10 protein-coding genes are annotated in these 13550 nt (G+C 41.3%); 4 read left to right on the forward strand and 6 right to left on the reverse strand.

Annotated elements, in window-relative coordinates:
- Nucleotides 1-60: 60 nt before the first annotated feature.
- The 6 genes from urtD to urtA form a co-directional block, all read right to left on the reverse strand.
- Nucleotides 61-804, reverse strand: a complete 744-nt coding sequence (urtD, locus tag B4U84_RS10605; protein ID WP_131117667.1) for an urea ABC transporter ATP-binding protein UrtD — start codon at nucleotides 802-804, stop codon at nucleotides 61-63.
- Nucleotides 779-1900, reverse strand: coding sequence for an urea ABC transporter permease subunit UrtC (urtC, locus tag B4U84_RS10610; RefSeq protein ID WP_131117670.1), 1122 nt, complete (start codon nucleotides 1898-1900; stop codon nucleotides 779-781). The genes urtD and urtC overlap by 26 nt, the downstream gene beginning before the upstream one ends.
- Nucleotides 1901-2168: 268 nt before the next feature.
- The gene (locus B4U84_RS10615) at nucleotides 2169-2393 is read right to left on the reverse strand and encodes a hypothetical protein (protein WP_131118868.1); all 225 of its coding nucleotides are present in this window, start codon (nucleotides 2391-2393) and stop codon (nucleotides 2169-2171) included.
- Entirely contained in the window at nucleotides 2377-2862 is a 486-nt protein-coding gene (locus B4U84_RS10620) for a PIN domain-containing protein (RefSeq protein WP_131117673.1), read from the reverse strand. Before B4U84_RS10620 ends, B4U84_RS10615 begins: the two co-directional genes overlap by 17 nt.
- 194 nt (nucleotides 2863-3056) lie before the next feature.
- Entirely contained in the window at nucleotides 3057-4217 is a 1161-nt protein-coding gene (locus B4U84_RS10625; RefSeq protein WP_131117676.1) for an ABC transporter permease subunit, read from the reverse strand.
- A gap of 352 nt (nucleotides 4218-4569) precedes the next feature.
- Nucleotides 4570-5889: an urea ABC transporter substrate-binding protein gene (gene urtA, locus B4U84_RS10630; protein ID WP_044452111.1), complete on the reverse strand. Its 1320-nt coding sequence runs from the start codon at nucleotides 5887-5889 to the stop codon at nucleotides 4570-4572.
- 672 nt (nucleotides 5890-6561) lie between these two features.
- Here urtA and B4U84_RS10640 point away from each other — a divergent pair.
- The 4 genes from B4U84_RS10640 to B4U84_RS10655 all read left to right on the forward strand — a co-directional run bounded on the left by B4U84_RS10640 (nucleotide 6562) and on the right by B4U84_RS10655 (nucleotide 13408).
- A complete protein-coding gene (locus B4U84_RS10640; protein ID WP_017313364.1) occupies nucleotides 6562-6771 on the forward strand; it encodes a hypothetical protein in 210 nt (69 codons plus the stop codon).
- Nucleotides 6772-6924: 153 nt separating this feature from the next.
- Nucleotides 6925-7167, forward strand: coding sequence for a hypothetical protein (locus B4U84_RS31155; protein ID WP_207390919.1), 243 nt, complete (start codon nucleotides 6925-6927; stop codon nucleotides 7165-7167).
- 75 nt (nucleotides 7168-7242) lie between these two features.
- Nucleotides 7243-9846 carry a DNA mismatch repair protein MutS gene (gene mutS / locus B4U84_RS10650; protein ID WP_017313362.1) on the forward strand — a complete coding sequence of 868 codons (2604 nt, stop codon included), beginning with the start codon at nucleotides 7243-7245 and terminating at the stop codon, nucleotides 9844-9846.
- A gap of 352 nt (nucleotides 9847-10198) precedes the next feature.
- Nucleotides 10199-13408, forward strand: coding sequence for a two-partner secretion domain-containing protein (locus B4U84_RS10655; protein ID WP_131117685.1), 3210 nt, complete (start codon nucleotides 10199-10201; stop codon nucleotides 13406-13408).
- Nucleotides 13409-13550: the final 142 nt, after the last annotated feature.

Below are 13550 nucleotides of genomic sequence, written 5' to 3' on the forward strand. Positions count from 1 at the left end.
TTTGTACAGACGCGATGAATCGGGTTTTTTGTACAGACGCGATGAATCGCGTCTCTACAATTAATGACTATTACCCAAATAAACTTCAATTACGCGCGGATCGTTTTGCACTTCTTCGATATTACCTTCACACAATACTGAACCTTGATGGAGAACTGTGACTTTTCTGGCTATTTGGCGCACAAATTCCATGTCGTGTTCAATTACTAAAATTGAATGACTCTGTGCTAATGCTAAAAGTAATTCTCCGACATTATAAGTTTCTTCATCAGTTAAGCCAGCTACAGGTTCATCAACGAGTAATAAATCAGGAGATTGGGCGACTAGCATCCCGATTTCTAAACGTTGTTTTTCGCCGTGAGAAAGTAAACCGGCTGGGATGTCTGATTTATTTCTTAAACCTATAGTTTCTAATAATTCTTTGATGCTATTTTTTTCAGGATTACTGGAACGTCCGAATAAAGTAGAGAAAACATTCTTGTTGCGATTACTAGTCAGTTCCAGATTTTCACGAGGTGTTAAATTTAGGTAGATGCGAGGAGTTTGGAATTTGCGACCAATTCCTAAACGTGCTATTTGGTGTTCTTTGAGAAAACGGAGATTTTTACCTTTAAATAATACTCGTCCTTTTGTTGGTTGGACTTTACCTGTGATTACATCGAGAAAAGTTGTTTTTCCAGCACCGTTAGGACCTATTACTACTCGTAATTCTCCCGCATCCATGGTAAAGTTCAACTGATTTAATGCCTGAAAACCATCAAAAGTAACACTGAGGTTTTCAGTTTCCAAGATTTTGACGTTCATGCTGCACTTCGGGGTCTTGTTCTAAACTGGGATAAGTAGCAATTTGCGAAGGACGTTGTAAAAAAGAAATTTTTTGCTCACGTAACCATCCAACTATTCCATCTGGTAGGACTGTTACGACTATTAAAAATAGTGCGCCTTGGAAAAATAGCCAGATTTCAGAAAATTGTTCGCTCAGAAACACACGAGCATAATTAACAAGTAAAGTACCTAAAATTGCTCCTACTAATGTGGCGCGTCCCCCCACCGCAACCCAAATTACCATTTCAATTGAGAAAGCAATATCCATAGCTCTCGGTGATACAGAACCACTTTGCAGAGTGTAAAATGCTCCGGCGATTCCCGCTATTGCTCCTGAAACAGCAAAAACCAATACTTTGAATTCTGTAGGATTGTAACCCGAAAAACGTACTCGACTTTCATCATCACGAATTGCGATGAGCAATCTACCGAAACGTCCACTTGTTAACCAGCGACAAAGAGCGTAGGTAGCAACAAGAAACAATACCGTGAGAATATAGAAAATCAATTGCGTTTTGGAATCGCTAACTGTCGCCCCAAATAAAGTTGTAAAATCTATCAGCCCATTTGTACCATTAAAAAGTTTTTGTTGACCATTAAAGAAATTGAAAAAAACAATTGTCGCCGCTTGCGTCAAAATCGAAAAATATACACCTTTCAAACGATTACGAAACACCAAATATCCTAACAACCCTGCTAAGATTCCCGGAATCACTACCACAGCAACAGTTGCAAAAGGAAACGAATAAAAAGGTTGCCAAAACCAAGGTAATTCCGTCACCCCATACAATCCCATAAAATCAGGTAACTCATCTTGGGGAACTTGCAATTTCAGGTACATAGCGATCGCATATCCACCCAAACCAAAGAAAATCCCATGTCCCAAACTCAACAATCCGGTATAACCCCAAATTAAATCTATACCTAAAGCCACAATCGCCAGCGATAAAAATCGTCCCAACAAACTCAGGCGAAAACTAGACAAAACAACAGGCATAATCAAAATTAGGATGAGTGCGATCGCCGCCACCACCCCCACTTCAATTAAAATTAATCTTCTTCTATTTCTTTTCATAACGAGACTTAGCTCTTAACTTGCACATTTTATAACCGTTATATAGCAAAGCTTTGAGAAATTCATAAAAATGTGCTTGTTTCATAGTTTGCGGGAGCGTTAATCGCGCCCCTTGAACGCTCATATCTTGCACTAACTTTTAGTAACGCCAAGAAATAAGAGGAGAAATGCAATTTTAATGTTCACGAAAAAATATCAAACACAAAACAAGATTTCATTCATAAATTCTCACGAAAATTCAATCTCAATTCAAATATTCTCTAAATCACTACTCAATAATTTCATCATATTGATTGGTGTCTTCATAAGGTAAACCTTTCATCTCTTCCAACACATCAACCAAAGTTTTTTTATCTAGCCATTGATGACGTTCTTTAGTATAGTCTCCTTTACCGGGACTAAAATATTGAATAAACCGAATAGTATCGGCAACTCCTAAAGAATTAATTAAGGCATCATAGCCCTGTTTAATAATTTCATGTTGGGTTTTCATCATTGCTTTCCTCGACTTGTATTACTTCAGCCAGCCATTTAACTGGATGATTAACTTTAACGTTAATTAATTGAAAGTTTTTTTGAGCTTTTTTGAAGAGTCTGTCATCTGTAGTGAGAAATACATCAGCCTGACTTCTTTCAGCACTGGCGATGTGGGTGGCATCATAGCTGGAATATCCTAATTGTTGGAGTTCGGTGGCTCTGTTTTCAATAAAGGCACTATTAATAACTTTAATTTTAGCAATACCAAGTAATTTTTTGACATTTTCTAGTCTTGATAAATCAGGTGTTTGGTTTAATTCAGCGATTAAAGCACTGCTGTTAATAAGTTTCCAAGTCCCTGATTGACATTGAAAAAGAATTGTCATAACTGCCTGTGTTTCTAAATAAATACGGGATTGTGTCTGGTCATCAAACGGACGATTCAAACAACAAGCATCAAGATAGATTTTATATTGTTTGCTCATAGTGTTTAATCGTCTAAATCAGACAGAAGCTGTTGTTTGGCTAACAATAGATCTCTTGCCCTCATCCCCCAGCCCTTTCTCCCAATTTTGACCAGAAGGGGAGTCAATTTCAAAGTCCCTCTCCCATGTTTGTGAGAGGGATTTAGGGAGAGGGTAAAAATTCATGCAAGAGGTCTAATATCTAAATTTTTAATTTAAACATCAACACTACGCCCCTTCTGTGGAAAAATACCAGCAGGCTTCCACTGTAAAAACAAAATAATCAACGCAAACACCATCACCCTCGCCATACTCGTCGTCGCAAAAAACGTAAAGAAATCGGCTAAAGGCTGAACAGAACTCAACAACAAAGCCAAAGTCCCAGAACCAATCAAAAAATTCACCGTTCCAATCGCCAACGCTGCCACAATACTACCGATGAGGTTCCCCACACCACCCACAACCACAACCATAAAAGTATCGATAATATAATTTTGTCCTGTATTTGGCCCCACAGAACCGAGTAAACTAATCGCACATCCAGCCACACCAGCCAATCCCGAACCCAGCGCAAAAGTCATCGCATCAACTTTTTGTGTCGGGATACCCAAACAAGCACTCATACTGCGATTTTGTGTAACAGCGCGAATTCTTAATCCCCAATTTGAGCGTTGCAAAAATAGGTAAATCGCCACCACACAAATAATCGTCAAACCAATAATAAATAACCGAGCAAAAGGTAACTGCACACCACCCAAAGACATACCCCCTCGTAACCAACTCGGTGCAGTCACATCCACATTTTGAGCGCCAAACCAAGGTTGAGTCACTGCTAATTTATAAGTAGCACTTAAAAAATTGCTGACAGCGATTGTCACCCCCAAAGAAAGTAATAAGATCACTGTCACAATCCAATTCCGCACCCGTCCTAAAGTTGTTCGGGAATTCAAAACCCATAAACCACCAAAGAATAAGATACAAAATAGTGCGATCGCAATTACCAAAACCCAATTCACACTGCGGACAAACTGCTGTAAAATCAAACTCACACCCCAAGTTGCCAACAAAGTTTCTAAAGGACGTTTGTAGAGATAACGCACCACACCTCGTTCTAAAACTAATCCCACAATTGCTGTTAATAAAAAAGCAAAAATCAGAGCAAAAAATATATAACTCTCAAACCAAACTCCACCAAATTGCTTACTAACATTCTGCACAACAAATGTTGTGTATGCTCCCAACATCATCAACTCGCCATGGGCCATATTAATCACACCCATCAATCCAAAAACAATGGCTAGACCTAACGCTGCAATCAACAATACAGCACCGATACTAATACCATTAAATATGGCATCTAAAAATCCTGCTAACACAATTCCCCCAAGAAAATCAGTTATCAGTCAATTAGGGTGTGTTAGGCGCATTTTTTAATCTCAATTTTTCACGAAAAAACATGATAAAAGCGCCTAACGCACCGACGATCACATCGTGCGTTAGGCTGAAGCCATAACGCACCCTACTGGCTACTGGCGTGTCTAGACTAAAATGTTGCAATAAATCTCTGATTCTATCTCTGTGTTCTCTCTCTTGAAAAGCTTTGAAGTTCCCTCCGGGACGCTGCGCGAACGGAGGAAACCTCCGCTCAAACTTTTCGCTGCTTCCTCTGCGGTTTATTAATGCACTATTTTAGCCTTGACACGCTACTACTAAGGAAAAATTCATCGGCTAAACTTTGTATTTACCACCTTTATTTGGGTCTGACCAATCACAAGCAAATCCCTTGGTTTCTTTGACAAATTGATTCCAAGGAATTGGTTCAACTGGTGCGGGGGTCGCATAGACAATTTTAAATAAACCATCATCTCTGACTTCACCAATCCGCACAATTTTAGATATATGATGGTTGGGTTCCATTGTGACTTTTCCTTCGGGTGCATTCAGGGTTTGACCATAGGCTGCGGTGCGGACTTTGGCAATGTCGGTAGAATTGGCTTTTTCTACTGCTTGTTTCCACAAATAAACACCGATATATGCTGCTTCCATCGGATCATTGGTGACGCGATCGCTACCGTATTCTTTTTTGAATGCTTCGACAAATTTTTTGTTTTCGGGAGTATCAACTGTCATAAAATAATTCCAAGCGGCGTAGTGTCCTTTGAGATAATCAACACCGATGGCTTTGACTTCTTCTTCAGCAATACTTACGGACATGGTGGGATATTTATCTGGTGTTAAACCCGCACCTTGCAATTGTTTGAAGAAGGCGACGTTGCTATCACCATTTAGGGTATTGAAAATTACGCCTCCGTTGGGCAAAGTTTGTTTAATTTTGGTGATAATCGGTGTTACTTCTGTGTTACCGAGTGGTAGGTAATCTTCACCGACTGTTTTCCCGTTTTTTGCTTGTAATTGCGCTTTAATAATTGTGTTTGCTGTCCGGGGAAAAACGTAGTCGGAACCTACTAGAAAGAATTCTTTGCCTTTATTTTTGAGTAGCCAATCTACAGCAGGTTCAATTTGTTGATTGGGAGCAGCGCCAGTGTAGAAAATGCTATTAGAACATTCTTGACCTTCATACTGCACCGGATACCAAAGCATATGGTTTTTGCTTTCAAATACGGGCTTAACATTCTTACGGCTAGCAGAAGTCCAGCAACCAAAAACTACAGCAACTTTATCTTGATCAATTAGTTTAGTGGCTTTTTCTCTAAATGTATCCCAGTTAGAAGCACCATCTTCAACAATAGGTTCAATTTGCTTACCTAAAACACCGCCAGCAGCGTTTATCTCTTTTATTGCTAATTTTTCAGCATCAACAACGCTTTTTTCGCTAATAGACATTGTGCCGCTCAGAGAATGCAAAATTCCTACTTTAATCGTGTTTCCATTATTCGCGGCGCTGACAGGAGAAGCTGCATCAGATGCGGCTGGGGTTGAATTTTCTGTGGTATTTGTAGATGAATTGTTAGCACAAGCCTTTAAGAAAAAAGTTCCTCCAAAAGATGCGGAACCATAGACCAAAAATTTACGCCGATTAATTTTCATATCTAAACTGTTTTCAAATGAATTCGCTCAAAAGTTTTGCAAGCATGTTAGTGTTACATTTAACTCGGAAACAGTCTATTTTGATACTGTTTGTTATCAAAGATTAATAATAAGTCATTGGTACAGACGCGATAAATCGCGTCTGTACGATAGTCATTTGTCTTTAGTATCTTGCACTTAGCCCAAAATTAAAATTTGGGCTGAAAGCTAAAGTTGGTTTTTAACCATTAACCCTCACCCTTACCCTCTCCCAATTTTGGGCTGCGGTGTACACACAAGTCTTATAAAGTTGCCTAGTGGCCCTTGAAAAGGGGGGAACTAGAATCAAAGTCCCCCTTTTTTCTAGCGTAGCGGCGCGCCAGCGCGGGGATTTAGGGGGATCAGAGGATTTGTGTGTACACGGTAGCCCAATTTTGGGAGAGGGATTTAGGGTGAGGGTGCTGACTGCAACTGGTGCAAGATGTCAGTTCAGGAACTCCATATCCTCCTCATACGACATATAGAGTATATACGGTGATATCTTAGATATAAAATAATATGAAATAATATTTAAAAAGATATTGCAAATAATAGCCAGTCGTATTAATATAAAAAATAAGAGAGGCGCTCCCACGACCAAGTAGACAACGCCTCTCTTACCCAACCTCTATTAATAAGGTCTTATTCAATATGATGCCACAAATTATTCTTTGTCAAACACCTACAAGAGGTTTATTAAATTTAAGTTACGCTCGTCAAATTCGATTTTGCGATCTTTATGTGCAGATGTCTTGGCAATTTGTCTGTTTTATTACTTGGTATAATGGTGATGAGCAAACTTTTGATGGTAAAGATGCTAAAGCGATCGCTCAAACAGTGAAAAAATTTACACAAACTAAATAAGGGAAAAATACCCAGTTTCTTAAAGAAGCTGGGTATCTGTGTATGTATTTTTGATGAGCGTCGCATTTCAACAAGTCTCTACGTATCTACGCATTTTTCAAATTCACGTTAATCACAAAAATCGTTTGATCCATAGAGAAAATCGTGACGTTTGTGACCAACGTCGTGACGTTATTTATTAACATCGTGATGTTTGTGGTCAACGTCGTGATGTTTGTGGTCAACGTCGTGATGTTTGTGGTCAACGTCGTGACGTTTGTGGTTAACGTCGTGACGTTTGTGGTCAACGTCGTGACGTTTGTGGTCAACGTCGTGACGTTTGTGGTCAACGTCGTGACGTTTGTGGTCAACGTCGTGATTTTGTTTATAAATGAAGAAAAAATAAATAAACCTTGAGCAATTCCTTGGTAGCCCTGATGACGCGCTATCATCGGTTATTGGCATGTCAAAAATGTGTATCCCTAAACATCCATGACCGCTTCTTACTCTGCATCCCAGCCAAACGCCGGCAACAATGCGAACACATTTATTACTGACCATCGATTGGTGGATCGCAGTAAGCTGACTCAAATGTTTCAGCATTATGTTGAGACAAAAGAGAAGTATCCCCATGCGGTTTTGCTGTATCGGGTGGGAGATTTTTTTGAGTGCTATTTTGAAGATGCGGTGATTCTAGCACAGGAATTAGAACTTTATCTCACCAGCAAACCCGTGGGAGAAGTGGGAAGGGTGTCAATGAGTGGTGTCCCGCACCACGCTTGGGAACGCCACGCGACTCTGTTGGTAGAAAAAGGGTATGCGGTGGTCATTTGTGATCAAGTCGAAGATGCTTCGGAAGCTGTTGGTAGATTGGTGCGGCGCGAAGTCACGCGGATTCTCACTCCTGGAACTTTGTTAGAGGAAGGGATGCTGAAAGCGGGTCGCAATAATTACCTGGCGGCTGTGGTAATTGCTAGAGAGCATTGGGGTTTGGCTTATGCAGATATTTCTACCGGAGAATTCTTAACTACCCAAGGTAGCATTGCTGAACATTTGACTCAAGAGTTAATGCGTTTACAGCCGGCGGAAGTATTGGTTCCTACGAATGCACCTGATTTGGGAAGTTTATTACGACCGGGAGAGAAGTCGGAGCATTTACCGGAATGTTTACCACCAGCGTTTTGTTATTCACTGCGATCGCAACTACCTTTTTCAGCTGGAGAAGCTAGATCGAGATTATTGCAGAAATTTAAGGTGCGATCGCTCGAAGGTTTGGGTTGTGAACACCTCCCCCTCGCAGTCCGGGCGGCGGGTGGTCTTTTAGAATATTTAGAAGATACACAAAAAGAAAGTTCTGTACCCCTGCAACCACTGAGAACTTACACAATTACTGATTATTTAATTGTAGACTATCAAACTCGGCGCAACCTGGAAATTACGCAAACAGTCCGCGATGGTAGTTTTCACGGTTCTTTACTTTGGGCTTTGGATAGAACTTCGACGGCGATGGGTAGTCGGGCTTTACGACGCTGGCTGTTACAACCGCTACTTGATATCAAAGGTATCCAGGTGCGGCAAGATACTATTCAAGAATTGGTAGACAATACACCTCTGCGTCAAGATTTGCGACAGTTATTACGGCAAATTTACGATTTGGAACGTTTGACGGGAAGGGCTGGTTCTGGTACAGCCAATGCTAAAGATTTAATGGCTTTGGCTGATTCTGTGTCCAAGTTGCCGGAGTTAGCGTTGTTGGTGATGGATGCTGCGTCTCTGTTTTTGAAAGCTTTGCAGAAAGTTCCCCCTGGTTTGGAGGAGTTAGGGCAAAAAATTCGTAGTTATATTGTGGAGTCACCACCGATACATATTAAAGAAGGTGGATTGATTCGTCAGGGAATTAATCCCCAGTTGGATGAAAGACGGGGTTTGGTGGAAGAAGACCAAAAATGGATTGCAAATTTAGAAGTTGATGAACGGGCGAGGACGGGGATTCCAACGTTGAAGGTGGGATTTAATAAAACTTTTGGTTATTATATCAGTATTTCCCGTGCTAAGGCTGACCAAGTGCCGTCAAATTATATACGCAAGCAGACTTTGACGAATGAAGAACGCTACATTACTCCGGAGTTGAAGGAACGGGAAGCGCGGATTTTGACGGCGCGGGATGATTTGAACCAGATGGAGTATGAAATTTTCGTGGCGTTGCGGGAGGAAGTCGCAGCGCAAGCGGAGGTGATTCGGAATCTTTCGCGGGCTGTAGCGGCGGTGGATGTGTTGTGTGGTTTGGCTGAGTTGGCTGTATATCAAGGTTATTGTCGTCCTCAGATGGTGGAGGGACGAGAGATTTATGTTGTAGATGGGCGTCATCCGGTGGTGGAACAGTCTTTGCCGGCGGGGTTTTTTGTGCCGAATTCGACGAGTTTGGGGGGAATGAACCACAGAGGCGCAGAGAACGCAGAGAAGGAGGAGGAGAGGGTTTGTCCAGATTTGATTATTCTGACGGGACCGAATGCGAGTGGTAAGAGTTGTTATTTGAGACAGGTGGGTTTGATTCAGTTGATGGCACAGATTGGTAGTTTTGTGCCTGCTAGGTATGCGACGTTGAGTGTGTGCGATCGCATTTTTACTCGTGTGGGTGCGGTGGATGATTTGGCGACGGGTCAATCTACGTTTATGGTGGAGATGAATGAGACTGCGAATATTCTTAATCATGCTACGTCGCGATCGCTTGTGTTGTTAGATGAGATAGGGCGAGGGACGGCGACTTTTGACGGGCTTTCGATTGCTTGGGCTGTGGCTGAATATTTAGCCGCTGAGATTGAGGCACGGACGATTTTTGCGACGCATTATCATGAGTTGAATGAGTTATCGAGTATTTTACCGAATGTAGCGAATTATCAAGTGACGGTGAAGGAGTTACCTGACCAAATTATCTTTTTACATCAGGTTCAACCGGGGGGTGCAGATAAGTCCTACGGTATTGAAGCGGGAAGATTGGCGGGTTTACCTGCGGTGGTAATTCAACGTGCCAAACAAGTGATGAGTCAAATTGAGAAGCATAGTAAGATTGCGATCGGATTGCAGAGTTTGGAGTAATAGCACAAGTCTTATGAAGACGACTCAAATAAATGGCGTTGCTGAATCAAGATATGAATTTATGATTCACGCTTATGTAGAGACGCGAAATTTCTGATGTAGAGACGCGAAATTTCGCGTCTCTACAAGATATGTACACAAACATCATTCATGACCAAATTCAGCAGCGCCAAATAAATTAACTAGTCTGCTTAAAGCAGACTTGAACTATGAGACTGCGATTTAAATCGCAGGGGGATTTTTTGAACATCAAATGAACATCAAATTGCCATATTATCTTATATGGATCTTATGTGTATAAGATTTTAAAGATTACCGTCTTCTTCCCCGCAATTTCTATAAGGCACTAGTGATGAAATTGTTTCGTTACCTATCTCCTGTCACCACCTTGTCCTTATGTACTGTAGCCAGCCTTGCATCTATCACCACTGCAACAGCCCAAATCACACCAGATAGTAGCTTGGGTGCTGAAAGTTCTGTTGTGAATCCAGATGTAATTAATGGTATACCGAGCGATCGCATTGACGGCGGTGCAACTCGCGGCTCAAATTTATTTCACAGTTTTCAAGATTTCAATATTGGTGCAGGTAGAGGAGCCTATTTTTCTAATCCGGCTAATATCGCCAATATTCTCACCAGAGTCACAGGTGGTAATCCTTCTAATATTCTCGGAAGACTTGGTGTTTTAGGGAACGCAAATCTATTTTTACTCAACCCGAAAGGGATTTTTTTTGGGCCTAATGCAAGTCTGGATTTGCGTGGTGGTTCATTTTTTGGTAGTACAGCCGATAGTTTTATATTTAATAATAATTTTGAATTTAGTGCGACGAATCCACAAGCAGTACCACTGTTAACTGTAAATGTTCCGATTGGTTTGCGGTTTCGGGATAATCCAGGAAATATAGCCAATCAATCGTTATTCCGCAATGCAAACAATAATTTGGTTGGACTTCAAGTACAACCAGGGAATTCCCTAGCGCTAGTGGGTGGCAATATTAATTTATCAGATGGTAGTAGATTGACTGCATCAGGAGGGAGTATTGAATTAGGGGGATTAGCAACAGCAGGGACAGTAGGATTGGATATTACTGGTAATAGCTTTAAGCTGAATTTTCCTACTAATAGTTTGCTCTCAGATATCACCATTTCCAATGCACGGGTGCAAAATATTGTGTTTCCTGACACAACTGGGATTGGTGGTGATATAAATATCACGACAAGGAATCTTTCTTTGACTGATGGTGGACAAATTAGTGCTAGCAACTTTGGAACAGGAAATGCTGGCAGAGTCATTATTAATGCGACTGGCAATATTTCTGCTTCTGGTGAGGATAACGAAGGATTTACAAGTGGAATATTTAGCACAGTAAGCTCAACAGCACAGGGAAATACTGGTGGTATCCGAATAAATACTAAAGACCTTTTTCTGACTAATGGCGGACTAATTAATGCCAGTACTCTTGGAGATGGAAATGCTGGCAGTGTACTCATCAATGCGACGGGTAATATTTCTGTTTCTGGTGAGAGTAACGAAGGATTCACAAGTGGAATTTTTAGCACAGTAAGCTCAATAGCGCGGGGAAATGCTGGTGGTATTCAAATAAATACTCAAGACCTTTCTCTGACTAATGGTGGAAGAATTAGTGCCAGCAACCTTGGAACAGGAGATGCTGGCAGAGTCATCATTAATGCGGCTAGCAATATTTCTGTTTCCGGTAAGAGTAACGAAGGATTCACAAGTGGAATTTTTAGCCAAGTAAACTCAAGAGCGCGGGGAAATGCTGGTGGTATTCAAATAAATACTCAAGACCTTTCTCTAACTAATGGTGGAAGAATTAGTGCCAGCAACCTTGGAACAGGAGATGCTGGTAGTGTGTTCATTAATGCAACTGGTAATATCTCCGCTTTTGGTGAAAGTAACGAAGGATTTACAAGTGGAATATTTAGCACTGTAAACTCAACAGCACAGGGAAATGTCGGTGGTATCCGAATAAATACTAAAGACCTTTTTCTGACTAATGGCGGACTAATTAATGCCAGTACTCTTGGAGATGGAAATGCTGGCAGAGTCATCATTAATGCGACTGGCAATATTTCTGTTTCTGGTGAGAGTAACGAAGGATTCACAAGTGGAATTTTTAGCACAGTAAGCTCAATAGCGCGGGGAAATGCTGGTGGTATCCAAATAAATACTCAAGACCTTTCTCTGACTAATGGTGGAAGAATTAGTGCCAGCACCTTTGGAGTCGGAAATGCTGGCAGTGTGATCATTAATGCGACGGGTAATATTTCCGCAAATGGTGGACTAATTGATGCCAGCAACTTTGGACTAAGAAATGCTGGTGGTATCCAAATAAATACCAAAGACCTTTCTCTGACTAATGGTGGACAAATTAGTGCCATCGCTTTTGAAAAAGGAAATGCTGGCAGAGTCATCATTAATGCGACGGGTAATATTTCTGTTTCTGGTGAGGATAACGAAGGATTTACAAGTGGAATATTTAGCACAGTAAGCTCAATAGCGCGGGGAAATGCTGGTGGTATCCAAATAAATACCAAAAACCTTTCTCTGAGTGATGGCGGAGAAATTCGTGCCAATACCTTTGGAGAAGGAAACACTGGGAGTGTGTTTATTAATGCTAGTGGTACTATCTCCCTTGATGGTGTGGCTAAAGATGGATTTAGCAGTGGGATTTTTAGCACAGTAGGCAGACAAGCACAGGGCGATGCTGGTGATATCGTGATCAGAGCAAACAATCTTTTTCTTACTAATGGCGCACAAATAAGTGCCAGCACTTTTGGAAATGGCGAAGCAGGTAACATATTAGTTTTAACGGCTAAAGATATCCGGTTGAATAATCAAGCATCTATCAATGCCTTCAGCGCAGGAGGAGGACAAGGTAATATTATCCTCAACTCTCGTGACCTAATCTTGCGTCGTAACAGCAATATTACCGCTGCTGATATAGGTATAGGCACAGGTGGAAATATAGCTATTACAACGGGTAATCTAGTTGCCCTAGAAAATAGCGATATTGCTGCTAGTGCTGAAGTATCGTTTGGGGGAAATGTGATTATTCAGGCAGAAAATATATTTGGCACTGAATTCCGAGAGCGGCTTACACCACAAAGTGATATCGTTGCCACAGGATCAGTAGGGCTATTTACTCTCAATACACAAGAAGTTGGTCAAGTTTTACCTGAGTTACCACAAAATCCCACAGATCCTACACAGCAAATCGCCCAAAATCCCTGTCAAAAAGGTAGTGGTAGCTCATTTACCGTTACTGGACGAGGTGGTTTACCATCCAGCCCAAGTGATGGCTTTAGCAATAATGAGACTCGTGTCGATTTAGTAGAACCTGTCGCTAGTAGCAGTAATTCCCAAGCCGCAACAACCAACGAACCACTAATCCTAACTAATACAAATAAACCGATTATCCCTGCTCAAGGATGGATATTTAACAGCAAAGGCGAAGTAGTGCTGACAGCTTATGATCCCACAACTACTAACACTGCTCAACGCAGTTCTAAACCAACAGCCGCTTGTCCCGCATTTTAACTTCGTGCCTCAGTGCCTTGGTGGTTAAAAAATTGACTTTTGAACCACCAAGACACCAAGACACCCAATACTGCAAGGGATAGGATTTTTCGTCATAATTTTGGGGTTGTACCAGACGCGATATATCGCGTCTCTACAGGAT

The organism is Westiellopsis prolifica IICB1, assembly GCF_004323185.1.
In the GTDB taxonomy this organism is placed as follows: domain Bacteria; phylum Cyanobacteriota; class Cyanobacteriia; order Cyanobacteriales; family Nostocaceae; genus Pelatocladus; species Pelatocladus prolificus_A.